Genomic DNA, 26,311 nt, shown 5'->3' on the forward strand with positions numbered 1-26,311 from the left:
GTGGCAGGAACAAAATGGTTCATAGTCTAGCGACTGGAATAACGGATTTTGTAATTTTTCTCATAGCGATTCACTTTCCTTCGAGATAGAGAACCAAATACCCAGTATCGACTCCCGATATAATTAATGATCATTCCGGCTGCGGTAGCGATCAGCTTGCATAAGGCAAGGGGCAGCTCAGTTCCAGTGTGAAGCAGTTGGAACTCCGGCCCAGGCCAGCAGCATAAATACGATATAATCTACGCCCGTATTGACCAGTCCTGCCATGCCAAAACGGATCATAGGAAGCAACGGGGCTATGCGGTTTTTCATGGATTATGCTCCATGACCGGATCGGGGACCAGTATAGACCGCGCTGTTGCCGCGTGTTGTGCGTCCGGCGGAAATCAGGCTTTCACGGGTTCCCTGCATGTACAGGGAGTCACGCTGTTCAGGAACCTTCATGGCATGTGTCGGTCCGTTTTCGTATTGTCCACCCAGATGCTCGCGGACAATGTAGAGTGGGCGAGCTTTGATCTCATCATAAATACGTCCAATATATTCACCCATAATACCGAGAATAATCAGGATCACTCCGTTAAAAATCAGGCTGATGCTAATCATGGACGACCAGCCCTTCATCACGTAGGAATCGGTAAAAAAATTGAGGAATAGCACGTACATCAGGTACAGAAAGCCAGACAGGGACAGCAGTGCTCCGATGTACCCCGCGAGCTTGAGAGGCTTGATGGAAAAGGAGGTGATCCCGTCCAGGCTGAGCTTGATCATGCGTTTCAGCGGGTACTTGGTTTCGCCTGCGAGCCGCTCATCGCGCTCATATTCGACCGCAGTTTGCTTGAACCCGATCCAGCTAACCAGCCCGCGGACAAACCGGTTATTTTCCGGCAGCCGCTTTAGTTCATCGACAACCTTGCGGTCCATCAGGCGGAAGTCTCCGGTGTCCACCGGGATATTGATATCCGTTGAGGCTTTGAGCACACGGTAGAAGAGGCTAGCCGACCATTTTTTGAAGAGAGTTTCGCCATTGCGTTTAAGCCGTTTGGCATAAACCACTTCATAGCCTTCCTTCCATTTGCTAGCCATCTCAACAATCAGCTCCGGCGGGTCCTGGAGGTCGGCATCAATGACGACGACCGCCTCTCCCACCGCATAATCCATCCCGGCGGTAATGGCCAGCTGGTGACCGAAATTACGGGAAAAATCAATCAAGACAATCGTATCATCTCTGAGACTGAATTCCTTGATGAGCTGGACGCTACGGTCGGAGCTTCCATCATTTACGAAGATCAGCTCGTAGGGCTCACCCATCGAGCCCATGACCTGTTTTAGCCGCCGATAGGTTTCTGTAATGACGGCCTCCTCGTTGTACATCGGTATAACTATGGAATAACGAATTTGTTTACTCATGAGTAATTCCTCCCTAATTTATAATGTGACTTCATATAAAGTGCCGCTTCCGCCACGCTCGCCTCCGCCAGATCGACCTTGACCATCCTGGGCATTCGAAGGACTATTCGTTTTGTTGTTTTCGCTCGTTGATGTTTTCCATTCATCGGTAGGGATCACTTTGCCGTGCTCTTTGATCCAGGCAGTGACTTCGGAGTTGCCGCTGTCCGGTCCACCGCCGCCTCCGCCAGAGATCATGAAGTATTTCACTTGGCCGCTTTCCACCAGTGCCTTGATCTTGTCTACGTTATACACCGGATCGGAAGATACAAAGCCGTTCATAATAATTACTTTTTGTCCGGCTTCAATCATGTAAGGAGCAGCTGTCGAATAGTTGCTTGCCGCGAAAAGATAGGTTTCACCTGTGTTGTGCTTTTGCAAATAGCTTAGTGTTTTTTGGTCCAGGCTTTGGCTGCCGTTCGGGCCTCCCATTCCTCTGAAGCGCGATGAAGATCTTCTTTCGGTATCTGTGTTTGATTCGGTGCTTGCAGCATTGCCATTAGAGCTGATTTGTTCCGCATTGCCAGATGTGCCATTCGGTTGAGTTCCTTTAGCTTGTTGATCGCTGCTGTTTGAACATCTTTGTCCACCTGGCATTTCACCGCCGCCGAATTGACTTGGTCCGGCTTGTGGAATCATGCTGTTCCCCCCGTAGGTGATCGGTGTCAATGCCCAGTACATAGGGCCGATAAACATGGCGAGCATGCTTGCCATGATCGCGAATTTAGTCCACTTCTCAGATGTCAGTCGTGCTACTACCAGCAATGCTGTTCCAATGATTCCTAGAATCAAGACCACGATGGACCAGCCGCTACCAATGGTGTCGTTGTAATTTTGTAAAATAAACCAGCCGAATGCCGAAGTTGTCAAAATCGCAATGGGGAGCAGCCAGGAGAGCCAGCCGGAACGCTCGCGATACTGCTGCCACAATTCTACGAATCCGGCTCCGAAGAGCGCTGAAATCGGTGGTGCGAGCATAATCAGGTAATATTGATGAAAGAAACCTGCTACGCTGAAAAATGCAGCTGCGGGAAGCAGCCAAGCGAGCCAGAAGATGACCTCTTTGCGCTTTTGGGTTATATTGCGACGCCGAATGCTTGCAAGCAGGCCGATCGAAGCAATCAGAGCGAATGGAAGCAGCCAGCTGGCTTGGCCTGACAGTGCGGATTGGAACAAGCGTAAAGGTCCCTTTTCACCAGTGCCGAACATGCCGCCGGAATTTCTGCCCGGCCCGCCAGGACCACCGGGACCTTCAGGACCGCCACCAGGTCCACCCTGCCCGCCGTCAGGGTGGCCTTGCCCGTTGCCGCCAAAACCGCCCGGCGACATTTGGTCACCGACGCCGAATCCTCCTGCTGCCATGTTATTGGCACCAGAGTCACCGGCCGTTGGAGTATCGTTCGATGAAGCAGCTGTTTGGGCCTGATTCGAATGGGTATTGCTGCTGCTCTCTGAGGAGTTCTGCCTCCACTCCGAGCGCTGCCCGCCACGAGTGCCGCCGGTTCCCCGATCTCCTGTCAGACGGGAAAGACCGTTATAGCCAAAGGCCAGATTCAGGACGGAGTTCGTACCGCTGCTCCCCATATAAGGGCGCTGGTATGCCGGAGTAGAGTCGACCACGACTGCCCAAGAGAGCGATACAACCAGAAGAACGGCTGCTGATCCCGCCAGGATGACCACTTTGCGCTTCCAGTTGAACTTGGAGGCCAGCAGATAGAACAATCCCAAAGCGGGAACGATCATATAGGCTTGCAGCATTTTTTCGTTAAATCCGATGCCCACAACGGCGAAAGCTGCGATAATCAGCCCTGTTCTGCTATTTCCAATTCCTCTGAACAGCAACCATGTTGCGAGCAGCAGTGTGAAGACCAGCATAGCGTCGATGTTATTCGTGCGGCTGACGGCTACTGCTATTGGTGTAGTTGCCATAGCGAAGGCGGCCAATCGTGCAGCCATCGTACCGAAGCTTGGTTTCACGAGCAGGTATATGAGCAATACTGATCCGACCTGAGCCAGTGCCTGCGGCAGGATAACGCTCCAGCCGTGAAGCCCGAATATATAGGCGCTCGCGGTCTGAATCCAGAACACGACAGGCGGTTTGTCTATCGTTACCGATCCGGCAGAATCAAGTGAGGCGAAGAAGAAATTGTGAAAGCTTTGCAGCATGCTTGCTACTGCCGTTGTGTAGTAGGTGTTGGCGTATTTGTCTTGCCAGATGTTGTATCCGTTCAAAAATGCAGATATCAGCATGATGATGATCAGGGGAATATCGGCCCTGGTCTTGAACCATTTCTTAATCATGTACATTCCACTCCCTGTGAAAATTGTTGTATTTATTCCGTTGTTCTAGCCGCTATCTTCAGAACTGCGGAATGATCAGTCGCTTCTGACTCTGGCCCGGTGAACTACCGGCTTGCTATTATCTTGCCAAACGTATCTTAATTGGTTATGAGCGCTCCCTGAACGTTAGCTGAAAGCTGCGCGGGGGTGCTTTTTTTACGGCAGGATTCAGGTATATTAAATACAGGTAAAGACGGGCCAACCTTTAGAAGAGAAAAAACGTAGCGTTATGAAAGGGAAGATTAATCATGAATCCAATACACGGAGTTAGAGTTATGCTGGCGGACGATGAGCCTCATATTTTACAATTTTTGGAGCTTGGACTGATTAATGAAGGATATGAAGTTAAAACCGCTGAGAATGGGAGCGCAGCGCTTGATCTGGCAAGAGGGTTTCGCCCGCATGTCGCAGTGCTGGATGTGATGATGCCGGAAATGAGCGGCTTCGAGGTGTGTCAAAGCCTTAAGGAGACGGAGGATAACATCGCGGTCATTATGCTGACAGCCAAGGATGATGTAGACGATCGGGTCAAGGGGCTGAAGCTGGGTGCGGATGATTACGTGGTAAAACCTTTTAGCTTTAATGAGCTATTGGCACGCATTGAAGCGCGTCTGCGCAATCAGTTTCCCGATCTGCTGGGCGAGGTGGTTCACGGTCCCTTTCAAGTGGATGATCGGCGCAAGGAAATTCGTTATCAGGGGCAGGTGCTGGAACTGTCGCCGACCGAATATGAGCTATTGAAATTTCTGGTGCTGAATCACGGCATTGTCCTGAGTAAAAGTCGTATTCTGGATCGGGTATGGGGATACGATTTTGGGGGCGAGGATAATATTGTCGAAGTGTATATCCGTTCCCTGCGAGAAAAGCTTAAAGATAAAGAACACCGGGTTATTCGAACGCTGCGTGGAGTGGGATACCGGTTGGACCTGCTATGAAGACAGGGAGGCCAAATCGCAGAAAATATGCCCTCCGTTCACTTCGCTCGGAGCTTTTAGCCAGAACGTTGCTCATTTTGGCTTTGTTGCTCGTATTGATCGGTTTTCTGCAATATTTTCTGATGAAGGATTTTCTGTACCGGAGCCGGGCGGACGCTATGAAAACACAGTTAAATTCAATTCCTGCTGATTTATTGCTCAGGGACTGGAAAGATCCGAACGGGGGGGCTGCTCCCTGGGGAGGAATCAATCGGAGGGACAGTCGGCCGGGGCCGTTTCTGTTTTGGTCGGATGTGTCGCTTGCATTTATAGATACGGACGGAACCTTTCGAAGCTTGTCCAGTGAAAACGGACTTAACCCACCGCGTCTCACCACTCAGCAGTACCGAGCGATGCAGCAGAACAAGCGCATGCTTCATGGCTATCAATTGATTACGGATGCTCAACGGAATGAGCAGCTGGTTGTATTCCGTTCGCTGGGTCCGCCCGACCGCTCGTCAGGTATGCTTCAGATGGGCGTATCCACGACTTCCATGCAGGAGCAGCTAATAAATCAGCTTCGCACCTTTATTTTGCTGTCACTGATCGCACTTGCGATTGGTCTGGCGCTCATGCTTCCAGTACTGCGTCGCACGCTGGTACCCCTTTCGAGAATGGTCGAGGCGGTCAAACGTATTGATGCCGGCAATCTGGACGAGCGCTTCGATGCAGATCAGGGGCAGTATGAGGTGGATCGTTTGGCGATTTCATTTAATGGAATGCTGGAACGACTGGAGCATTCGTTTGCTGCTGAACGGGAATTGCAGATGCAGATGAGACGATTTATAGCAGATGCTTCCCATGAACTGCGCACACCGCTCACGTCAATTCACGGGTTTTTGGAAGTGCTGCTGCGCGGAGCGGCATCCAATCCGAATCAGCTTCAATCTGCACTAGAGAGTATGTATGGTGAATCCAAGCGAATGAATAAGCTGGTTTCCGACTTGCTGTTACTGGCGAAACTGGACAGAACACCGGAGCTGAAACTGGATGATATATCGCTGGATGAGCTGCTGCTGGAAATGAAACCGCAGCTGCTGATGTTAGCAGGCACGCGCAAGGTGGTTTTCGATATGACAGCAGGTGTGCGGGTGCTGGCTGAAGGGGATAAAATCAAGCAGGTGGTGCTCAACCTGTTCCATAATGCTGTTCAGCATACGAATGCGGAAAAAGGCGTGATCCATATGAATTTGTCTGCTAGCAAGAAAATGGCAGATATCCAGATATGCGATAACGGTCCAGGCATGAGTCAAGAGCAGTTGGAGCGGATATTTGAGCGATTTTATCGCGGAGATGAATCACGTACGCGCAGCTCGGGCGGAGCAGGTCTCGGTTTGGCTATTACAGAGTCTATCGTGAAAGCGCACGGGGGGAACATTGCGGCCGAAAGTACACCGGGAGTCGGCAGTGTATTCAAAGTAACGCTGCCATTGGCAGGTAAGGTATAGTATTACACATGATGGCGTAACCTAAAAAAAGCCTCCCGAACTGCAGCTTGACTCGTTACACGGCTCGGGAGGCTTCGGAGTTGTTAGTTAATCAGTGCAGCTTTTTGTAGAAACAGATGCAGCACATTGGCGGATGCCTCACGTGTTGCAGGTGCATTGGGCTTGAAATAGGAGGAGCCTTGAATCGCTTCTCCGCTGATAATACCTGCGGCACTCGCCTTTTCGATGCTGTCCTTGGCATAGCCTGCAAAGGATGAAGCATCATGATAAGGCGTGCGTGCAGGACCATCGACAGCTGTTTTGATTTGAAGCAGGTCCACCGCTTTACCCAATATGACAGCAATTTCCTGACGGCTGATATTAGCGTTTGGATCAAATTTGCCGCTGTTGCGGCCTGTAATCAATCCGGCTTCATACGCGGCTGCCACATCGCCGGAATACCAGCTGCCTGCAGGGATGTCACTGAATGGGGCAGCAGTGCCTGATGTCAGGCCAATGGCCCGGGTAATCAGGGCTGCAAATTCCGCACGTGTCACGTTCTTCTTCGGTGAGAAGGTCGTGTCAGTTGTACCGTTAATCAGCAATTTGTTCGCTAATGATTGAATTTCGGATTGCGCATATGACGATGAAATGTCTTCAAAGCTAACGGGACGCGTTGCAGCCGCATATGTCGAGAAGCCCGGACGGCTCACCTTGACAACGGTCGACCCATCTGCCTGCTTGGTGAAGATGGATGGAACCGGGTAGACGTTTCCGTCTGCGATATAAAGCACACCGGCTGTATTTGGCTCAATTTGTCCAGGGATGGTAAAGGAACGGCTAATGAACTGTCCCGGAGCCACCTGAAGGGGTTGGCTTTTGCCTCCAGTGATGATGTTAGCTTCAAACTCTACAGGTGTACCAATGACAGTCGAGCCTTTCAGCTTGCCTGTAAAAATGCTGCTTTCCTGTGCCTGGCTGCTGATAACCATCTCAAGGTTTGCACCCGCAGGAGCATTTTTCAGAGCAGTTATTGGCAAAGCCAAGGAGGAACCCGTATTGCTCACAATTAGGCTGCTTCCTGCCGGAGCCTTGCCCAGCGTTGCCAACTGTGCGGTAGTGAGCGCTGCTTTGGTTGTTTGCCCTGCCTGACTGGCAGCCGACAACACGATCGCAGTTGGGCTGGAGCCCGCTGCGGTTACAGCAGCCTGCAGGTCAGCATCGGTTACGGTCAATGACTGTACATTATTGTTTACCGCAATGGCTGTAGTCACAGCTTTTATAGTCTGTCCTTGCTTCACTACAGTTTGAAGTGAAGGAGCAGATGTATTGGATGCAGCAGATGTAGCGACAGGAGTGGATGAATTGGATGCAGCAGCAGAAGGTGTTGTATTGCTTCTGCCGCTACCGCCACCACCTCCCCCGCTGCTACTGCCGGAAGATGTATTATCCACTCGGATAGATATCATAGCGACGAAAAATTTAGGGCCGTTTGTATTGCTTTCAACTTCCCCTTTTGCATTCAGTTCCGGAGCCTCGACTTCCAGCTTATATATGCCGTTTTTCAAATGCTGAATTACGAGTTGGCCGTTTGCATCCAGAACAGGCATTCCATTGTCATCTAATGGAACGTAACTTCCGTCAATACCCTTAAAGGAGTATGCGCCTTGTTTGAGGCGGGCATTGCTGCCCTGTTCCTCGGAAGTTGTAATCCCATCGATCTGGCCAATGAGCTTATCATCCAGACCGTATACATAAAGCCCAATCTGGTTGGTTTTATCCGTGGTCAGGCGGAGAGTCAGGTCTGTTGAGCGTTTGGCACCCGTTTGATTTGGATAAATAACCGGGTTGGTGAGACTCAGTTCCTGCAAGCCGAAGCCTGTGGCCGGATTTTCTTTGCCGACATGAACGACAAACGGCAGATGCAGTGTTGGCAGTCCGGCGCTTTTCAGAACAACTTCCCCTTCATATACACCTGTGGCTGCACTCGAATTTGGCTGCACAGACAGGAAGAACGGTTGTGATTTGCCCGGTTCTGCCGAGATTGCGCCATTCGCGCCGACACCTTGCAGCTGCACGGCAATGTTGCTTACGTCAGGTGTGGCGATTGGCTTGGTAGGATCAGAGGTTACATTATTATGCAAAACGTAGCTGGCTTCATACTGTACAGGGTTAGCGGACAAATTTTTGAGCTGCAGCTGAATTTGCTTCGCATCACTACCTGGTTCCATCACCCCGAAGCTGGCGGAAGGATTGTAATTCACAACTTCCTGCCGATTAAAGTTTTTGTCAAGAATCGTAATCTTTTCAACAGTTTCCAGCAGGGCTGGCGTCTGAATTGCATTCGCGATGTTTACAAGGCCTGCACCTTGGGAATACACATCATATCGGATTTTATTCTCATCAAAGAGTGCAACCGAAGTGTTTGCGAGAGCAGCACGGATATCGAACGGTGTCCAGCTTGGATGCTGCTGCTTCAACAGCACAGCAAGTCCAGCCACATGTGGAGAGGCCATACTGGTTCCGCTGCTGCGTTTGTAAGCATGCTCGTAAGAAGCATCTGGATGGAACTTGGCGAAGGCAGGGTAAGTTGACATAATGTTAACTCCCGGTGCGCTCACATCCGGCTTGATGCTCAGCAGCTCATCTCCGTTTGGTCCGCGGGAGCTAAAACCGGCCATTGTATTGCCGGGGTTGTCGGTGCGAAGATAATCGGCACCAAAGGTAATAAAGAATTTTTGTTTGCTGTTTTGACGCTCAATGATTTGTCTTGCCAGCGCGCGGCCTTCTTTTCCTACCATGTCAAAGGCAGGAATATGATCCACGCCGTCACCTTGATTTGAATTAATGTAACCGTCATAACCTGGTATGCCATTGCTCAGATTGGCTTGCGTGATGTCATCAGATTTAGCTTGACCATTAAAAATAATAATAGCCTTCGCACCATTTAGTTGTGCAATCCTGATTTTGTCAACATAGCCCAGGACGCCACGTGAAACGATTACAACTTTACCTTTTACATCTTTAGAAGTGAAATCGTCCGGAAACCCCAAATTGGCATACACTAACTCCAATGGTTCTGTTCCTAAAATGGAAGCAAAATCCTCATGGAACGTTTGCCAACTCATCGTGTTCAGATTGTAATAGGTATCTGATGCAACGCTCATCCGCTCTCCATGATCTCCATAGGTGGCAATACTAACCGATGCTCTGTTAGAGTAGCTATGGCTCGGAGAAGTAGCGGCACCGACGGAGATGGCCAGCTGGGCTGTCGCAGGGGAACCCATTGAATAGTAATAGTTCTGGTCTTGCGCAGCATTACCGTTCGCAACGACCGCAACTACCCCGGAAAGCACGGCATTATTGATAGCAATGGAGTCCGGGGAGTTCGGGTCCTTTTCGGAATCAGAGCCGAGTGACAGGTTAATGACGTTCATGCCGTCTTTGACAGCATGTTCAATACCGTCAATTACCTGTGCAGAGGAACCGGAGGAACGACCTGTTTTGGCGTTTCGCCCAAGCACTTTATAAACGTATAAGTTCGATTTATAGGCAATACCTTTTTGCACAATTTCCGAGGATTTATTCGCTGCTTGACCAGCGATCGTACCGGAGACGTGAGTACCGTGTGTTGTTCCGCTAAAACCTGTGCCATACGGGTCGTCCTTTTTATCAAGTAACGGTTCCTCGTAAGGATCGTTATCCTGCTCAAAAGAGTCATATCCCCCCTTGTAAGCTGCTTTCAAATCCGGATGCTCATAATCGATACCGGTATCGATAACCCCGATGTTGATTCCTTCACCTGTTAATCCTTTTGCCCAGGCTTCGGGAACACCAATTTGATCCAATGGCGCGTTGTCATAGGTTGCTTCACTGGCTGTAAGTGTTGGTGGGTCTTGTACGGGGATAGAATAATACGTTTTGTTTTCGTGAATGGATTTCACGCCTGGCAGTTTAGCCAGTTCAGGAATTTTATTGGCTGGGAGCGTGACCTCCAAGCCATTAAGCACCGTGTTGTATTGGTAATTCACCTGAAGAGAAATACCGTGTTTTGCGGCTTGGTCCACGAATGCTGTTTGCTCTGTAGCAATAGCCGATTCCGCATTTTGCTCAGATTGGGCAGTGAAGGTGCGGGCGACTGACCGTGCGGCAAATTTGTCCACAGCTATGGGGTTGCCATCCAACTGCACGATAACCCTGACCTGGCGGGCAGAGTCGGTGTTCAGCTCTGGCGAAATGAAGGCCGGAGTCGCCTCAACAGTCAGTGCTTCCTGCGCCTTCAAAAACGAACCGGCTTGCAGGTCTACAGTAGCAGCAGAACTGACGGACGGCAGAGACAAGCTTACCGTCAGAGCAAGAGCGAGTGATACGCCAGATATTTTTTGTATAATGTTTGGCTTTTTCAAAGTTTTTCCTCTTTTCAATCAAAATATAATAGGTTTACAAACTAGGATTTGGAGTCACTGCCGCTGTTCCCACGCCCCCTCTTGGTATCTGGAATAATAGAATTGACCACTGATGACGAACTTGCCAGTTTTGAGGAATATCTTACCATACGAATGGAATATATTACTATATGTTTTTTGTATTTTAAGAAAAAGCAAGAGGGGCATTCATAGATGTATTTCATGGTATGTTATGAGTTTACTAGATTATTTTTGTAATCACTCGAAAGGGAATGGGAGAATACGAGATTTAATGATATAATCTGCATTGGAATTGTTGAGATTTCACAATCATGTAAAATGCTTAATGAAAAGGAGTCGATTATGTTGGCAAAAACGTTGATTTTCGGGCATAAAAATCCGGATACGGATACGATCTGCTCAGCTATTGCTTATGCACATCTGAAAACCAAACTGGGTGCGGACGTAGAACCGATTCGTCTCGGTGAGGTTAATGGGGAAACGCAGTATGCACTGGATTATTTTAAAGTGAGCGCACCGCGACTGGTTGAGCTGGTAGCTGAGGAAACCGACAGCGTCATTCTGGTCGATCATAATGAACGCCAGCAAAGCGCGACTGATATTGACAAAGTAACGGTAACTGAGGTGATCGACCATCACCGGATCGCTAACTTTGAAACCAGCCAGCCGTTGTACTTCCGGGCAGAACCTGTAGGTTGTACAGCTACTATTTTGAATAAGCTTTACAAAGAAAACGGTGTTGCCATTCCGAAGGAAATCGCAGGCTTGATGTTGTCGGCGATCATTTCGGATTCCCTGCTGTTCAAATCTCCTACCTGCACCGATCAAGACGTAACTGCTGCTCGTGAATTGGCTGAAATTGCTGGTGTGGATGCAGACCGTTATGGTTTTGACATGCTTAAAGCGGGTGCTGATTTGAGTGCTCACACCATTGAGCAGCTGGTAAGTCTGGATGCAAAGGAATTCCAGATGAACGGACGCAAGGTAGAAATCGCGCAAGTGAACGCGGTGGACGTGAACGATGTGTTATCTCGTCAAGCTGAACTGGAAACTGCGCTGTCCCAAACCATTGAAGCCAAAAACCTGGATCTGTTCCTGTTCGTGGTCACCGATATTGTGAACAGTGATTCTGTTGGCATTGCGCTTGGAAGCCAGGCACAGGCGGTCGAAAAAGCCTATAACGTGAAGCTGGACGACAACAAAGCCGTTCTGAAGGGCGTCGTATCCCGCAAATCGCAAATCGTCCCTGTATTGACAGACGCTTTTAACAGTCTGTAATTGGATAGACTAAAATCGCAAGCTGGGTGCGGCGGTTACGGATCACTGCACGTTTTAGCTGCCATATGAGAATAAGCCTCTTGAACCCCACTGCGCCAAAGCGGTGAAGGCGGGAGGCTTTATTTTTCAGTCCTCCAATCATTTGTCTCTTCTATTTATGGGATCTGTTAGCCCGGAGATCTTGGCATCTTCAAATGCAGAGCGTACGTGTGATAGATAGGTTTGAAACTGGTTAATTTCCGTTTCACTAAAGTCCGACATCAGACGTGAGGCCAGTCCTATGAAAAAAGGGTCCATTTGTTTAATCTTGCCTCTCCCTTTATCGTTCAGGGAAACAAACACGCCTCGTTTGTCATTGGGGTCGTCGTACTTGTTAATGTATCCTTCCTGTTCAAGGGAAATGACCATAGAACTGATTGCGGCCCGGCTTACACCCATCTTTTCAGCCAAACTGGAAGGAGAGGACATTTCATCCCTTTGCGCGGAGAGTACACACAATGCGATATATTGTCCGTAGGAAAGACCAAATTCACGCGAGCGTTTCTCCATGCTCTTGCGTATTTCGTATGTTATGGAAAATAAATCCACTAATACACCAATCGGTTTATTGCCATCTGGAAATAGATTATAGGCCAGTTGACGAATTTCGGAGTCCAAGAAAAAAAACATGCGATTCACCTCGATGCAGTTAATTAGTTAACTGTAATTTAATTAACCACTGGTTGCAATGATTTGAATAAACTTTATTCCGCATTATTCCGTATTTTTTTTGAAATCACCTCGCAAAGTGTCACATCCAGGGTCCGATGCACTGCCTAATGTCTTGATCAACAAAGGCTTGTATGGAGGGCTGGCGCAGGGTACGTCCTTCTTGCCATCGCCACTCGCTATATTGAATTTTGGCAGTGTACATGGGCTGTACCCAAATGGCATCTTGCTGACGATCCGGCTTATTGACAAAAGGGCGCTTGGAAATCGTATGCGGCATGAGGCGCACGGTAAGCTGCCGCCAATCTTCTCGAGTCAGCTTGCCTGTACCTGCATGTCCGATGTAGCGCAGCTCCCCTCGCTTGTCATACTGACCCAGCAGCACAGCATTGATAATGCCTCCGTTTAAAGTATAACCTCCGATAACGGCGATGACATCACCATAATTTTTGATCTTGATCCATCGTTCGTCCTTCCCGCCCAAAGTGTACGGGCTATCCAGTCTTTTACACACAATGCCTTCCATGCCTTGAGTGCACATGACCTGGAATAGAGCTTGTCCATCAGGATGAGCAGGAGCCAGCTGAATCCGTTCATTCGGGATGATAACCTGCTGCAGCAGTTCCAGCCTTTCCTGCAACGGCCTGCGATGAACCCACTCCCCGTTCAGATAGATGATATCAAACAGCATATAGGTGGCGGGCACAGCCTCACGGGCCGCTTGAATTCGATCTGCTCGGCGAATCAGATCACGCCGCATGATTTCATGAAATGATGGTTTGCCATCGGCGCCGAGTGCGATCATTTCTCCATCCAGTATAGCTGAATCCGCCCGGCAGTAAGAGGGAAAGAGTGCAAGTTCCGGGTACAAAAGTGTTCGTTCATGTCGCTTGCGGTTGAACAGACGCGTGCTGCTTTGGTCGTGATACGTCAAAATTCTCGTGCCGTCCCATTTTATTTCGTAACGCCAACGCTCGTTATCCGCAGGGATTTTTTTACTTTGCATCGGTTCAAACGGGATGATCGGCTTTATTTCTGTACACAAATACAATACCTCCTCTTGCCTTTTTCCAACACCCGTAGTTTCGACGACAGGTCTTTTTTTATGTACAGGATGTTTCATTGGTCTGCCAATCGGGGAATGATAAGGATATCCAGCACAGGATTTTTTCAGGCAGAAAGGGGAATGCTTATGAGACAAATTTGCGAAGAGGATCATGCGGTAGTCATGGTAGATGATGGACAGGTGGTTGCAGAAGTCGGCTATAAATCCTTAGATGATCACGCTTTGGTTATTGACCATACATTTGTATCGGAACAGTTGCGAGGGCAAAAAATCGGCAAGGAGCTGATTGATAAAGTGGTTGATATGGCCCGGGATCAGCATAAAAAAGTAGTCCCGGCTTGCTCATACGCGTTGGCCTTGTTCAAGCGTCATCAGGAATATAGTGACGTTTGGCAGCAATAATGGGGTGTTTTGTGTCTTGGATATATCATTTGCACAACACCGGATCGGTAATCACAGGTAATCAGACCTTCCGGTGTTTTTTGGCGTGGATAAAGTGTGAAGCACATTTTCGGATATATAGCTGTGAAATTGTTCATACTGTTGTCACTTCACATGCTGTCCATGAGTTCTATATAATATATTAAGGCTATGAACATGACAGAAAAAAGACAGAAAAAATGAAAACCTGAATTTATACGAAGGAGACGCTTATTATGAGTAAAGCGAGAGAGGACAAGCAGTATGTTCCAACGAGCAATCGTAATTTTACAACTTTGATTATCACCGTTTCCATTATAGCTAATGTGATTATTTTGCTGCTATTCTTTTCGCCGATCGGATATCAGGGCAGTGTAAGTTTCGACATTACTATTTTTCCGAGGCTGAATGCGATTTTTAACAGCTTCACCTTTATATTTCTGGTAGCTGCGCTGATTGCTATCTTCAAAAAGAATGTCAAGGTGCATAAGGCTTTTGTTCTGTTGGCTTTTGCCAGTACGGTTTTATTTTTATTCTCCTATCTGACCTTCCATTATATTTCACCGGAAACTGCAAAATATGGCGGGGTGGGCATTCTTCGGCCGATCTACTTTACGCTGCTAATCTCTCATAGTATTCTGGCTGCGATTATCGTACCACTCGCGCTGTTCACCGTTGTTTGGGGATGGACCATGCAGGTGGCCAAGCACCGTAAAATTGCTCGTTGGACCATGCCGATTTGGCTGTATGTCAGCTTGACCGGAGTGCTGGTGTACGTATTTATGGCCCCGTATTATTAAGCATTAAATCTTGATTCTACTGTTATAGATTCAATGGGGAAAGAAGACGTCTCTGTAAAAGAGGCGTCTTTTTATGCTTATATAAGCAACATCCGGCTGCGCAGTGGCGCAAGTAAGTAACTTTTCAGTGCAACTCATGTCCAATAAAAGAAAAATTATTCCTTCTTAATTTATTTTATTGAAAAAACGTTCCTTCTCTACCGGTATTTCTGTTATAATTTACCTTAATCAACTAAGAATAAGGGGGTCACCATGTGACAAAGAAAGCAAAAGGCAGGTTGAGGTTGCTTGTATCTCTGATCGCGCTGGTAGTACTGCTGAGCAGCTGCGGTGGCGGAAGCTCAAAACCGGAGAACGTAAACGGTGGGAAAGTCACACTGCAATTTTGGACGATTGCATTACAGCCCACATTTACTCCGTATTTCAACCGGGTGATTGCCGATTATGAGCAGAAGAACCCTAATGTCAAAATTGATTGGAAGGACTACCCTTACGATGCGGTGACCAACAAGTTGTTGACGAGTATCGCAAGCGGCAGTAGTCCGGATGTGGTCAATCTCAATACGGAATTCGCCAGTCAAATGGGTTCCAAGGGGGCTGTTGTGGATATGAATGAGTATCTGTCCCCGGAGGAAAAGGCTGCTTATTTCGAAGGTATCTATAATTCGACAGTCATTAACGGAAAGGCTTACGCGTTGCCTTGGTATACGGGCACGGAAGTGCTTTATATGAATACGAAGCTGGTAAAGGCTGCCGGACTGGACCCTGCCCATCCACCGAAAACACGGGAGGAATTGTCGGAATGGGGCCGTCAGATTAATAGAAAGCTCGGTAAAGCCGGATATGCACAGCAGCTTGTATCCAAGCTTTTTGCTATCGATGGTATTCCTATCTTGAACAAGGATAAAACAGCAGCCGCGTTCAAAACGCCAGCAGCAGTTGTTATGATTGATAATCTGAAAAAACAGATGGAAGATGGCGTCATCCTCAAAGAGGACGCTGATTTCGCACAGCAGGTCAAATATTATGCCGGCGAGCAGGTTGCTTTTGAGCTGGCAGGCCCAACGTTCATCAATTTTATCAAAACGGCGGCGCCGGACGTATATAAGAACACGATCGCTGTTCCCGTACCTACGGGTAAAGCCGATGTGCGGTTATCCAACTCCATGAATCTGGTCGTGCCCACCAAGTCTGCACATGTGAATGAAGCGGTGAAGTTTGCCGTTTTCTTGACGAATGCAGACAGCCAGACGGCTTTTTCCAAAGTGGCTAATACGTTGCCTTCCACGAAGGAGTCCATTAAAGACCCGTATTTCACTCAGTCGGATAAATCGTTGGAGGCACAAGCCAAGGTCGTATCTGCGCAAAGCCTGGATAAGGCGACAGACTATATGGTTGGTGTGCCTAATGCCAAAGACGTGAACAGCGCTGTTACACGTGCTTTTCAAAATATAATATTGAATGGAACGGACACGAAGCGGACGCTTGCCGCTTTGGAGAAAGAAGTAAACGACATTTTAAAGCAATAGATTCAGCAGGGGAGTTGTGAGAGGACTCCCCTGTTCATTATCAAACTCGGGTGGTGATACAGCATGATCAAATGGTTGAGGTCTGAGTCTTTTACAGCCTGGGCCTTTATGACGCCGGGACTGCTGTTGCTTGCCGTCTTTGTATTTTGGCCTATAATTTACAGCATTCCGCTAGCGTTGACAGACTACTCGGTCATTTCGGATACCCATTATGTCGGTCTGGCTAATTTCGAAGCAGCGTTCAAGGATCGCAATTTTCTCATTTCGATCTGGAATTCATTGGTGTATGTGCTCATTGTTCCCTTTCTTCAGGTTTTATCCATTTTAATGGCCGTTCTGGTGAACAGCCGTATTCCAGCAATTAAAATATTTCGTACGACCTATTACATCCCTGTCGTCACTTCCATGGTTGCAGTAGCTTTAATTTGGAGCTGGCTGCTGGGTAATAACAGCGTTGTCAACTATCTGTTGATTAAGGTTGGTTTAATCAGCAAAGATATACACTGGTTATCGGACAGTAATTTAGCTTTGTATGTTCTTATGTTTATCACGCTGTGGAAGGGACTCGGGTATTATATGATGCTGTATCTGGCAGGTTTACAGAACATTCCGCAAGATCTGTATGAAGCCGCCAGAGTAGATGGAGCAGGTCGCTGCCGGTTGATCGTCCATATTACCCTCCCGTTATTAAGACCCTACATCCTGTTCTGTACACTCATTTCACTCATGGCGGCTATTCGCGTATTCGATGAGGTGTATGTACTGACCAAGGGGGGACCAGGAACAGCCACGTTGACCTCCAGCTTGTATATTTTTCGAAAAGGAATGGAGCAGTTTAATTTCGGGTACGCTTCGGCGCTTGGCTTAATTGTCGGTGCAGTGATCGCAGTTCTTAGTATTATCGTATTCCGATTCAATAGGAAAGGCGGTGTCAATCCCTATTGATGAATCTACAAAATGACCCAATGCTGCACTCACCCCTTCCAAAGAACAAAAATAGCCGGATCATTCGCAGCCTGGGACGAATGGTGAAGATGACGGTGATCTATGTGCTTCTGGTACTGCTCGCTCTCTTTTTAATGGGCCCTTTCCTGTGGCTGCTCAGCGTATCCCTTATGCCGGGGCGCAACATTTTTTCAACGCCGCCCGCCATTTTCCCGACTTTTATTAATTTTGACAACTATGTTCAGGTGTGGCATTTTATGAATTTTCCGAAGTATATCCTGAATACGGTAATTATTACAGTGCTGGGCGTTGTGCTTAATGTGATACTTGCCAGTCTGACGGGATATCCCTTGGCCGTATTTCGCTTTAAGGGTAAAAATCTGGTATTTACACTGCTAATTTCCACCCTGATTATTCCTTCATACACTGCATTTATTGTGCATTATTTGACCATTCAAGGGCTTCATCTGGGCAACACCTATCTGGGTGTGGTATTGCCCGGGTCGGTCTCTGTATTCAACATCTTTCTGATGCGGCAGACATTTATCCATATTCCCACCGATGTGCGTGATTCCGGCAGAATGGATGGCGCTTCGGAGTTCCGTATTTGGTGGCAGCTGGTGCTACCGCTAGTGAAGCCGGCACTCGCCGTGATTTCTTTGTTGGAGGCCATGTCGTTCTGGAATAGCTTCCTGTGGCCGATTGTTATTCTGAATGACACGGAGCTGTACCCGCTGGCAGCTGCACTCACATATCTCAACGGCCAATTTGCCTATAACTTCGGCTGGATTGCAGCTGGCACGATGATTTCAGTGCTGCCGATCATTATATTGTTCCTGTTTACACAGCGCTATTTTATGGAAGGCTTGGCAGGAGCGGTAAAAGGATAGTCCGGGATATAGGCATAGAGAGCCGTGGATGAAAGGAGAGACGATTGTAATGAAATGGTCGAAGGGAGTATGGCCCAACTCGCATGAGGGATTAACATCGCGTGAGATTCAATATTATTTTCGGGATGTATATGACAGTGGAGAAAAGCTGGTGATCCCGGAACCGCGTCTGACCTGTGAACTATCCTCCCGTTTCGCAATGAATCAGGAGTATGAAGGTGTGCTGGACCCTGAGGGACCGATCAAGCTGATTTTACCTCCGGGACCGGGTGTGTCCACCGAAACACGCGGAAGTGTTCAACTGCTGCTGGAGTATGATGGAGCGCTCGCTGCAGACGGATATCGGCTGGAGATTCAGAAGAAGGGCCGGATTGAAATCCATGCTTCCAATAAAAGAGGGCTCAAATACGGCATGGATGCCCTGCATCTCCTGCTTCGCGTTGAACAGGAATGCTGTACGCTGCCGGTGGTATCGCTTCGAGATGAGCCTTCTTTTCCGGTCAGAGGGATTATTGAAGGCTTTTATGGGGAACCGTGGAGCTTCGCAGACCGGCTGGATGCCGTCGGTTTTATGGCTGCGCATCGGCTGAACACGTTTATGTATGCTCCCAAGGATGATCCGTACCATCGCGAGCTATGGCGGGAGCCGTATCCTGAGGATACATTTGCACAGATTCGTGAACTAAAAGAAGCCTGTGACCGAGATGAGGTTGATTTTCATTACTGTATCAGTCCTGGGAATGACCTGAACTTTGGCAGCGAGGCCGATTTTGCCAGCTTGACGGAAAAGTTGGCGGCTGTGATGGCTATTGGTGTAAGGCATTTTGCTGTTTTGATGGACGATATTGACTATGTACTCAAAGGGGAAAATCGGCATTTGCTTGGCCGCTCGGGTCACGCGCATGTTTTTCTGACCAACAAGGTGCATGCCTGGCTGACCGAGCAATTGCCTGAATTTACACTAACGGTCTGTCCTTCGGAGTACTGGTCCTATTGGGACACGGAGTACAAAAAGGATTTTCGTGAGCGGCTGCACCCGGATATTAAAGTGTTTTGGACAGGATACTTTGTTTTTGCCCCACAGATTAGTCGTGAGCATGCCGCTGACAATCATGCATTTTTTGGGCATGAATTGTGGCTGTGGGATAACATCCCGGTTAATGATTGTGATCGTGATCGCTTGTTTCTTGATCCGCTGCGCGGACGGTATTCCCGATTGCCGGACTGTGGACATAGCGGTATGGTGGCCAATCCTATGAACCAGTGGGAATGCTCGAAGGTGACGCTCATTACGATGTCCCATTATATGTGGAACAGTGAGCGGTACATGCCGGAGCTCTCTTGGGAATGGGCTGCACGCGAGCTGGCGGGCGAGCGTGAGGAAGAATTCATGTTTTTCTGCCGTCAAAACAGGAACAGCCGCTTGGGCGGCAGCACGTATGAGGATGTCGATTTTGCCTTGCAATCGCGCGATATTCCTGCGCTGGATAAGTATTTTGAGCGGCTGCTTCAGGCCGTGAATGTCCTGCGGAGCATACCGGTCGATGAACCCGCGGCCGGATTTGTAGCTCAGGCTGCGCCGTGGCTGGAGCGTGCCGAGTTGGATGTGAAGCTGTGGCAAGTGCAGCGGCGTGCCGCTCTCGGTAGCGGGCGGCAGCATAATGCGCAGGCGCGGGAGAGCGGCACGCAAGGCGAAGTGACCGGACAGCAGGAGGTATTGCCGTTGCCGGATGATATCGTAGCCGAACTGCGACGCAGCATTACCGCTTGCCTGGAAGCGAAGGCTCGGCTGGGCAGTGATCCGGCGATCCGTGCTGCCGAGCGGTGGGGCTATGTTCATCAGGTAGAGCCGGGCAAATATCATTTAGATCTGTAGGGCTTTAGCCGATAGAAAGAAACCAGGAGCCTAGTTGCCCTGAAATTCAATATTGCTGTTAGCATAACGGTAATTTTCAGGAGAGGTGGAGTATATGGTGAAGCCAAACGCTCGATTGCTTTTTATACCGCTGGATGAGCGGCCCTGTAATTATCAATTTCCTTACTTACTGGCACAGGGCACAGACCTGGAAATGGAGCGACCCCCACTGGAATGGATGGGACAAAAGAAAATCCCCGGTGATACCAACAGACTGTGGGCATGGCTTGAGGAGCGTGCAGCGGCTGCTGATGGAGCCATTATTGCGATGGACACGCTGCTATACGGTGGCATTGTACCTTCCCGCTTGCATGATATGACGAGCGAGCAGGTCAGAGACAGGGTGAATCGTCTTCGCAGGCTCAAGCAACTTTATCCGCAGCTGACTTTGTATGCATTTCAATTGATCATGCGTTGCCCGCAATACTCTTTGGCCGATGAAGAACCGGACTACTATGCCGATTGGGGGCGTGAGATATTCAGAAAAGGCTTCATTGAGCATCGTCGGGAGCTGGGGCTTGCTACCTCAGAGGAGCAGCTTGAATTAACTGACATTAACGAACGTTTGCCAGCAGAAGTACTGAGGGATTATCTGGATCGGCGCCGTGTGAATCTGGAGGCCAATGAAATGACGCTTGAACTGGCAGCGGAGGGAATCATTGATTTTATGATCATTCCACAGGATGACTCGGCTCCCTATGGCTATACCGCCAAGGATCAGCAGCGGCTAAGACGTCGTATTTCTGAACTTGGGCTGGATTTGAACGTGTACATGTATCCGGGGGCCGATGAAGTGGGATGTACGTTACTGGCGCGTTGGGTTAACCAGACGAATAAAACTGTGCCGCTGGTGTATCCGCGCTTATCGGCTTTGCAGGGGGCATTCGTTGTCCCGCTTTTTGAGGATCGCTATTTTTATGAAACTCTAAAATATCAGATTATGGCAGCGGGCGGGCTGATTGCATCCTCAGCGTCGGAGGCTGATTTGATTTTGCTGGCTAACACCCCTGGCGACACGATGGCAGAAGCTTCGTCCCAGCAGCACCCAATGACCGGATATGACGTGCATCGAAATGTGGTAGAGCTAGTCGAGTACGGTGCTCATATGCTGCAATATGCAGGCAAAATCATTGCAGTCGCTGATGTAGGCTATGCCAACGGCGCCGATCTCAAGCTGCTCAGACTATTGAAGCAAAAAAGGCTGCTGTTTAAGCTGGCCGGTTATGCAGGCTGGAATACCAGCTCTAATACGCTCGGTACGGTCATTGCCCAGTCTATGCTGTATACCCGCTATGGACCTACGGCGGAGCATCTGGACTTTCTGGCACTGCGTTACGCCGAAGACGCCTGTTATTGCGCTGTGGTGCGTACGGTTATGAATAATGGAGTGGTGGAGCAAATGGGCTTTAACAAGTTCATGCTCGATGGGCAGAGAGGGTCGGTCACCGCGGTTATTCGCGGGCGGCTGGAACAGGCGCTTGAGGATTATGTGAACGGGCCGGAGGGCTGCGTGAAAATTACAGATTGCTATATGCCGTGGAACCGCACCTTTGAAGTTGGATTGACTGTAAGGCATGATGCCGAGGAGAGAGGGTGATCCCCATAGAAACAGAAGGTGTTCTATCACAAGTGCAGCACGGCCTGATCGTATCCTGTCAGGCGCTGCCGGGCGAACCATTGCATGGAGCGGATTCGATGGTTAAAATGGCGCGTGCCGCACAGCAGGGCGGAGCCGTAGCGATTCGTGCCAACGGCGCAGCAGATGTGCGTGCGATGAAACAAACGCTTTCCTTGCCGGTCATCGGCTTGGTTAAGCGTGATTATGATGACTCTGATATCTACATTACTCCTACTCTTCGTGAGATGGAGGAACTGGTGGAGGCGGGCGCGGATATCATTGCACTTGATGCCACGCTGCGTCCACGCCCGGGGGGATGCAAGCTAAAGCAGCTTATAGATTACGCCCATGAGCATGGAGTGACATCCATGGCGGATATATCGACACTGGAGGAAGCACTTCATGCGGCTTCCCTTGGTATAGGCTGCGTATCTACAACCTTATCCGGTTATACGCCATATTCTACCCACATTGATGGCCCTGATCTGGAACTGGTTCGGAGAGCATCGGAGCTGCTCCCTGTTCCTTTGATTGCAGAGGGCAAAATCCATGCCCCGGAACAGGTAGAGGAAGCCTTTCGACTGGGGGCATATGCAGTGGTTGTAGGCTCGGCGATTACCAGACCCCAATTGATTACACAGCGGTTTGCCGATGCCGCAAGGAAGGCAGTGAACAGCATCTATGGAGATGAACGACAGAATTAACACGTATTATCCTTCATTAACAAAATCGGAGCAAAAAGTCGCCTTGTGTGTGTTGAAGCATCCCGTAGACATTATATATTTCTCGGTGACGGAGCTTGCTGATTTCGCAGGTACAGGCGAGACAACCGTCATGCGTTTTTGCCGGAAGATCGGGTTTAAAGGCTATCAGGATTTTCGTCTGTCCCTGGCACAAAGCCAAACATATCGCAAAACGGATATCGCTGAGGAAAACTTTGACATGGATAACGAACATGATATTACCCGCACCGTGTATCACAACATGCTTGATATTTTGCACTCCAGTATGGGGCTGCTCGACCATTCGGAGCTTGGACGTGCGATAGCATGCCTGGATCAGGCGGGCTATGTCCAATTTTTTGGAGTAGGCGCGTCGGGAATTTCTGCGCAGGATGCCAAAAACCGCTTCTTGCGAATCGGGCGGCGCGCCGAGGCTGTAGCAGACGGTCATATCCAGTCGATGATGGCGGTGTCCATGAGTCCTGGTGATGTGGCTATTGGCATCAGTGTATCGGGAAGTACGCTGGATACGAATGACATGCTGCGCAAGGCCAAGCAAAATGGCGCGACCGTTATCGCGATTACGAATTATGCCAAATCGCCAATCACCTCTATTGCAGATATCGTGTTGTTGACTGCAGGTAAGGAAGCGCCGACAGAGGGTGGCTCGATTGGCGCGAGAATCTCACAGCTATTCGTGATTGACCTTATCTGTGAAGGACTTGCACGCAAGCACACCAATCGCACGAAGCAAATGAAGGAAAGAACGGCGCGGGCGGTTATTGAACGAAGCTATTGAGATTTTGAAGCAGGGCATCGTGGTCTACTTCAGTTTTTTTGCCTGTTACGGTCTGGGGACATGGCTTGCTTCAATATAAGAAGGGTAAATGTAAAAAGCCTATATCGTAGGCGGCAAGGAGGACGCTGGTGGCAGTTGGGGTGAACAAAGTCATTGGAATCGATATTGGGGGTACATCTGTAAAAGCCGCCGTAGTAGCACAGGATGGGGCTGAGCTTGATGAAATCCGACTGGATACAGATGCCTCCCGTGGGCGTGATTGGGTGTTGTCGCGAGTATCGGAGTCTGTATTCAGGCTGATGCGTTCTTTTGAAGACACTGGCACTAATATGGGTATATCCGCTCTGGGAATTGCCACTGCTGGCAGAGTAAATGTGGACAGCGGTGAAGTTGTATACGCCACGGATAACCTGCCTGGTTGGCAAGGTACATCCTTGGTCGCATGGGCCAGAGAAAAGTTGTCCCTGCGCGCCGTTGCTGATAATGATGCGAACGCTGCCTTGCTTGGAGAGGCGTGGCAGGGAGCTGGAAAGGGCAAACAGCGCTTGGCTATGCTCACCTTGGGAACAGGTGTCGGAGGTGCTTTTATGGAGCATGGTCTTTTGTGCAGAGGAGCTCATTGGAGTGGCGGTGATTGGGGCCACAGCCTTCTGTATCCGGGTGGCATTCCTTGCAATTGCGGGAAAAAAGGCTGCGCCGAACAGTATGTATCGGGTACCGCCCTGTTACGCAGAGGGAACGAAAATACGGGCAGACTCTATCGTTCGGGAAAGGAGATCATGCAGGAAGCCGCTCGTGGCAGCCTGAAGGCCATTCGGGTGCTGGATGGCTACACCGCAGATTTGGCTGTGCTTTTGGCTAATATTTCGGTGACCCTTGATCCAGAGGCGATCATTGTTGGCGGAGGAGTAGCAGACGCGGGAGAAGTCTGGTGGTCCTTGCTGAATAAGCATCTGCACTTGCTGGGGGTGCAAACAGAGGTAAGCCGGGCGTTGCTGGGCAATCGCGCGGGAATGATTGGTGCCGCACGGCTTGCTTTTGAAATAGTAGAGGCTTAGCACAAGCATGAAAGGGGAAGGGACCATGACGCAAAATCGGGTTGAGGCCGACATTATTGTGATTGGCGGAGGACTCGGTGGAACATCGGCAGCACTTGCGGCAGCGAAAGCCGGCATGAGAGTCATCATTACGGAGGAGACGGATTGGTTGGGAGGACAGTTGACTTCCCAGGCTGTTCCCCCGGATGAGCACAGATGGATTGAACAGTTTGGTTGCACAGCAACATACCGGGAGTTTCGTAATCGTGTACGGGATTACTATCGTCAGAATTATCCGTTAACAGAAGAAGCTCATAATGACCCCATTCTCAATCCTGGCAACGGCTGGGTCAGTCGTCTCGCTCACGAACCGCGAGTCGCTTTGCGGGTACTGGAAGATATGCTCGCTCCCTACCTGAATACGGGACGCGTTCGTGTATATTATCACACTGTGCCTATTGCTGCGCACACGGATGGGGACAGTATTTCCTCCGTAACGGTCCGCACCTCCGATAGCCCTGATCATATGTGTGGGGTTAAAGTGCTGCACGGGACGTTTTATCTGGATGCGACAGAGTGTGGGGATCTTCTTCCGCTGGCGGGCGTGGAGTATACAAGCGGGGCGGAGTCGCGACATGCTACGGGTGAACCTCATGCGCTGGAGTGTGCTGATCCTTTGGATATGCAATCTATCACACATGTGGCTGCCGTGGACTATATTCCCCAAGGCAACTTCATTATAGAGCGGCCGCAGCAGTATGACTTTTGGAGGAATTACATCCCTTCCTTCTCGCGGTTCCCGATTTTAAGCTGGTTTGCTACCGATGCGGATGATACCAGCAAGCTAAAACAATTCACTTTATTTCCTAACGATCAGGGGATTATATCCTTATGGGATTATCGTCGTATTGTAGATCCCTCTATATGGAGCAAGCCGCTAAATGATGGTGAGGTAACTCTTTTAAACTGGGCGCAAAATGATTATTATCTCGGTCCATTAATCGGTGTCACAGCACAGGAGCAGGCAAGACATCGGGAGGGAGCGCGTGAGCTGACCCGGTCATTAATCTATTGGCTTCAGACGGAAGCACCCCGGTTAGATGGAGGGTTCGGCTTTCCAGGAATTCGGCCGCGGGGAGATTTTCTCGGCACCTCGGACGGACTGGCAAAAACGGCATATATTCGCGAGTCGCGCCGCATTCAGGCCAAGTACACCATATCTGAACTTGATGTAAGTCGTGAGCTTCGGGGCGTGGAGGGGCCTAAACGCTATGCAGACAGTGTAGGTGTGGGCAGCTATCATCTGGATCTCCATCCGACTACGGTATCCCAGAGGACCTTTTACATTCCAAACTATCCTTATGAAATTCCACTGGGCTCTCTTATACCGATAAGGGTGCGTAATCTGCTTCCTGCCTGTAAAAATATAGGGATGACCCAAATCGCAAATGGTTGCTACCGCCTGCACCCTACAGAATGGAACATAGGGGAATCAGCGGGGAGTCTGGCAGCTTACTGTGTCTCTAACAGCGTATACCCCAATGAAGTGAGGGAATCGGCAGAGCATCTGGGACGTTATCAAAACATGCTTCTTCGCCAGGGTGTGGAGCTGCATTGGCCGGTGGAGGTATTTAAGCCAGAGGGAATCACTAGCTAATACAAGGGGCCAATAGCCCCTTGGCTGGACTTGAATGAATTATTAGAATAGAGGAAGAAAATCGGGCGATAATAAAAAAATAAAAAGAGGCTTGCTAAGTTACTTGGATTTATGATATATTATTTTGGCTGACAACAAAACAGCATTTTCAAAAGTGAATAACTTGGGTGAAATGATCTTGATAAAAAAGAAAAAAATAACCCTTGCATTTCTGAAATAAACATGATATGATCTTATAGCTGTTGAAAAATGCAGCGAAAAAGAAAAGTTTGATCTTTGAAAACTGAACAACGAGTGAGTACGGATTTTGTTC

General features: G+C 49.1%; 21 protein-coding genes. 14 read left to right on the plus strand and 7 right to left on the minus strand.

What is annotated here, in order from left to right; translation table 11 throughout:
• Positions 1 to 26: 26 nt before the first annotated feature.
• From JO375_RS14200 to JO375_RS14210, 4 genes are read right to left on the minus strand one after another with little or no spacing between them, the layout of a single operon-like run.
• Positions 27 to 239, minus strand: coding sequence for a GtrA family protein (locus tag JO375_RS14200; protein WP_377570774.1), 213 nt, complete (start codon positions 237 to 239; stop codon positions 27 to 29).
• The gene (locus JO375_RS25060) at positions 178 to 312 is read right to left on the minus strand and encodes a hypothetical protein (RefSeq protein WP_377529283.1); all 135 of its coding nucleotides are present in this window, start codon (positions 310 to 312) and stop codon (positions 178 to 180) included. Before JO375_RS25060 ends, JO375_RS14200 begins: the two co-directional genes overlap by 62 nt.
• A gap of 3 nt (positions 313 to 315) precedes the next feature.
• A complete protein-coding gene (locus JO375_RS14205) occupies positions 316 to 1,407 on the minus strand; it encodes a glycosyltransferase family 2 protein (protein WP_229525077.1) in 1,092 nt (363 codons plus the stop codon).
• A gap of 18 nt (positions 1,408 to 1,425) precedes the next feature.
• Positions 1,426 to 3,747, minus strand: coding sequence for a glycosyltransferase family 39 protein (locus tag JO375_RS14210; protein WP_229525078.1), 2,322 nt, complete (start codon positions 3,745 to 3,747; stop codon positions 1,426 to 1,428).
• A 287-nt stretch (positions 3,748 to 4,034) separates the two neighbouring features.
• On the opposite strand from JO375_RS14210, the gene JO375_RS14215 reads away from it, so the two are divergent.
• Together JO375_RS14215 and JO375_RS14220 are read left to right on the plus strand one after the other, a co-directional pair.
• A complete protein-coding gene (locus tag JO375_RS14215; RefSeq protein ID WP_229525079.1) occupies positions 4,035 to 4,721 on the plus strand; it encodes a response regulator transcription factor in 687 nt (228 codons plus the stop codon).
• Positions 4,718 to 6,208 carry a sensor histidine kinase gene (locus JO375_RS14220; RefSeq protein ID WP_229525080.1) on the plus strand — a complete coding sequence of 497 codons (1,491 nt, stop codon included), beginning with the start codon at positions 4,718 to 4,720 and terminating at the stop codon, positions 6,206 to 6,208. The genes JO375_RS14215 and JO375_RS14220 overlap by 4 nt, the downstream gene beginning before the upstream one ends.
• Positions 6,209 to 6,291: 83 nt before the next feature.
• On the opposite strand, the gene JO375_RS14225 is transcribed toward JO375_RS14220, so the two are convergent.
• Positions 6,292 to 10,593, minus strand: coding sequence for a S8 family serine peptidase (locus tag JO375_RS14225; protein ID WP_229525081.1), 4,302 nt, complete (start codon positions 10,591 to 10,593; stop codon positions 6,292 to 6,294).
• Between the two features lie 363 nt (positions 10,594 to 10,956).
• On the opposite strand from JO375_RS14225, the gene JO375_RS14230 reads away from it, so the two are divergent.
• The gene (locus JO375_RS14230) at positions 10,957 to 11,892 is read left to right on the plus strand and encodes a manganese-dependent inorganic pyrophosphatase (protein WP_322098738.1); all 936 of its coding nucleotides are present in this window, start codon (positions 10,957 to 10,959) and stop codon (positions 11,890 to 11,892) included.
• Positions 11,893 to 12,030: 138 nt separating this feature from the next.
• Here the strand turns inward: JO375_RS14230 and JO375_RS14235 are convergent, their stop codons facing one another.
• Both JO375_RS14235 and JO375_RS14240 read right to left on the minus strand, forming a co-directional pair.
• Positions 12,031 to 12,561: a MarR family winged helix-turn-helix transcriptional regulator gene (locus tag JO375_RS14235; RefSeq protein WP_229525082.1), complete on the minus strand. Its 531-nt coding sequence runs from the start codon at positions 12,559 to 12,561 to the stop codon at positions 12,031 to 12,033.
• A gap of 121 nt (positions 12,562 to 12,682) precedes the next feature.
• Positions 12,683 to 13,645: an ATP-dependent DNA ligase gene (locus JO375_RS14240; protein WP_229525083.1), complete on the minus strand. Its 963-nt coding sequence runs from the start codon at positions 13,643 to 13,645 to the stop codon at positions 12,683 to 12,685.
• A gap of 147 nt (positions 13,646 to 13,792) precedes the next feature.
• On the opposite strand from JO375_RS14240, the gene JO375_RS14245 reads away from it, so the two are divergent.
• The 11 genes from JO375_RS14245 to JO375_RS14295 all read left to right on the plus strand — a co-directional run bounded on the left by JO375_RS14245 (position 13,793) and on the right by JO375_RS14295 (position 25,998).
• A complete protein-coding gene (locus JO375_RS14245) occupies positions 13,793 to 14,068 on the plus strand; it encodes a GNAT family N-acetyltransferase (RefSeq protein WP_229525084.1) in 276 nt (91 codons plus the stop codon).
• A gap of 254 nt (positions 14,069 to 14,322) precedes the next feature.
• A complete protein-coding gene (locus JO375_RS14250; protein ID WP_229525085.1) occupies positions 14,323 to 14,886 on the plus strand; it encodes a DUF420 domain-containing protein in 564 nt (187 codons plus the stop codon).
• Positions 14,887 to 15,140: 254 nt separating this feature from the next.
• Positions 15,141 to 16,415 carry an ABC transporter substrate-binding protein gene (locus JO375_RS14255; RefSeq protein WP_229525086.1) on the plus strand — a complete coding sequence of 425 codons (1,275 nt, stop codon included), beginning with the start codon at positions 15,141 to 15,143 and terminating at the stop codon, positions 16,413 to 16,415.
• A gap of 63 nt (positions 16,416 to 16,478) precedes the next feature.
• Positions 16,479 to 17,360 (plus strand): carbohydrate ABC transporter permease, encoded by an 882-nt coding sequence (locus JO375_RS14260; RefSeq protein ID WP_229525087.1) that lies wholly within the window; start codon positions 16,479 to 16,481, stop codon positions 17,358 to 17,360.
• Positions 17,360 to 18,250 carry a carbohydrate ABC transporter permease gene (locus JO375_RS14265; protein ID WP_229525088.1) on the plus strand — a complete coding sequence of 297 codons (891 nt, stop codon included), beginning with the start codon at positions 17,360 to 17,362 and terminating at the stop codon, positions 18,248 to 18,250. Before JO375_RS14260 ends, JO375_RS14265 begins: the two co-directional genes overlap by 1 nt.
• Positions 18,251 to 18,299: 49 nt before the next feature.
• The gene (locus JO375_RS14270; RefSeq protein WP_229525089.1) at positions 18,300 to 20,126 is read left to right on the plus strand and encodes a protein O-GlcNAcase; all 1,827 of its coding nucleotides are present in this window, start codon (positions 18,300 to 18,302) and stop codon (positions 20,124 to 20,126) included.
• 94 nt (positions 20,127 to 20,220) lie between these two features.
• Positions 20,221 to 21,762, plus strand: coding sequence for a DUF4127 family protein (locus JO375_RS14275; RefSeq protein WP_229525090.1), 1,542 nt, complete (start codon positions 20,221 to 20,223; stop codon positions 21,760 to 21,762).
• A 5-nt stretch (positions 21,763 to 21,767) separates the two neighbouring features.
• Entirely contained in the window at positions 21,768 to 22,487 is a 720-nt protein-coding gene (locus JO375_RS14280; RefSeq protein ID WP_229525102.1) for an N-acetylmannosamine-6-phosphate 2-epimerase, read from the plus strand.
• Positions 22,465 to 23,304, plus strand: a complete 840-nt coding sequence (locus tag JO375_RS14285; RefSeq protein ID WP_322098739.1) for a MurR/RpiR family transcriptional regulator — start codon at positions 22,465 to 22,467, stop codon at positions 23,302 to 23,304. Before JO375_RS14280 ends, JO375_RS14285 begins: the two co-directional genes overlap by 23 nt.
• Positions 23,305 to 23,429: 125 nt before the next feature.
• Positions 23,430 to 24,362, plus strand: a complete 933-nt coding sequence (locus tag JO375_RS14290; RefSeq protein WP_377531984.1) for an ROK family protein — start codon at positions 23,430 to 23,432, stop codon at positions 24,360 to 24,362.
• 25 nt (positions 24,363 to 24,387) lie between these two features.
• Entirely contained in the window at positions 24,388 to 25,998 is a 1,611-nt protein-coding gene (locus JO375_RS14295; RefSeq protein ID WP_229525093.1) for an FAD-dependent oxidoreductase, read from the plus strand.
• Positions 25,999 to 26,311: the final 313 nt, after the last annotated feature.

The sequence above is a fragment of the Paenibacillus farraposensis genome, from assembly GCF_020736845.1.
Taxonomy (GTDB): domain Bacteria; phylum Bacillota; class Bacilli; order Paenibacillales; family Paenibacillaceae; genus Paenibacillus; species Paenibacillus farraposensis.

What these genes read in the sequence shown, in the direction of transcription:
- JO375_RS14285 (WP_322098739.1), top strand. Translation starts at nt 22,465, where the DNA reads ATGGAGATGAACGACAGAATTAACACGTATTATCCTTCATTAACAAAA.
- JO375_RS25060 (WP_377529283.1), bottom strand. Translation starts at nt 312, where the DNA reads ATGAAAAACCGCATAGCCCCGTTGCTTCCTATGATCCGTTTTGGCATG.
- JO375_RS14265 (WP_229525088.1), top strand. Translation starts at nt 17,360, where the DNA reads ATGAATCTACAAAATGACCCAATGCTGCACTCACCCCTTCCAAAGAAC.
- JO375_RS14215 (WP_229525079.1), top strand. Translation starts at nt 4,035, where the DNA reads ATGAATCCAATACACGGAGTTAGAGTTATGCTGGCGGACGATGAGCCT.
- JO375_RS14235 (WP_229525082.1), bottom strand. Translation starts at nt 12,561, where the DNA reads ATGTTTTTTTTCTTGGACTCCGAAATTCGTCAACTGGCCTATAATCTA.
- JO375_RS14210 (WP_229525078.1), bottom strand. Translation starts at nt 3,747, where the DNA reads ATGATTAAGAAATGGTTCAAGACCAGGGCCGATATTCCCCTGATCATC.
- JO375_RS14250 (WP_229525085.1), top strand. Translation starts at nt 14,323, where the DNA reads ATGAGTAAAGCGAGAGAGGACAAGCAGTATGTTCCAACGAGCAATCGT.
- JO375_RS14245 (WP_229525084.1), top strand. Translation starts at nt 13,793, where the DNA reads ATGAGACAAATTTGCGAAGAGGATCATGCGGTAGTCATGGTAGATGAT.
- JO375_RS14260 (WP_229525087.1), top strand. Translation starts at nt 16,479, where the DNA reads ATGATCAAATGGTTGAGGTCTGAGTCTTTTACAGCCTGGGCCTTTATG.
- JO375_RS14275 (WP_229525090.1), top strand. Translation starts at nt 20,221, where the DNA reads ATGGTGAAGCCAAACGCTCGATTGCTTTTTATACCGCTGGATGAGCGG.
- JO375_RS14230 (WP_322098738.1), top strand. Translation starts at nt 10,957, where the DNA reads ATGTTGGCAAAAACGTTGATTTTCGGGCATAAAAATCCGGATACGGAT.
- JO375_RS14220 (WP_229525080.1), top strand. Translation starts at nt 4,718, where the DNA reads ATGAAGACAGGGAGGCCAAATCGCAGAAAATATGCCCTCCGTTCACTT.
- JO375_RS14295 (WP_229525093.1), top strand. Translation starts at nt 24,388, where the DNA reads ATGACGCAAAATCGGGTTGAGGCCGACATTATTGTGATTGGCGGAGGA.
- JO375_RS14205 (WP_229525077.1), bottom strand. Translation starts at nt 1,407, where the DNA reads ATGAGTAAACAAATTCGTTATTCCATAGTTATACCGATGTACAACGAG.
- JO375_RS14270 (WP_229525089.1), top strand. Translation starts at nt 18,300, where the DNA reads ATGAAATGGTCGAAGGGAGTATGGCCCAACTCGCATGAGGGATTAACA.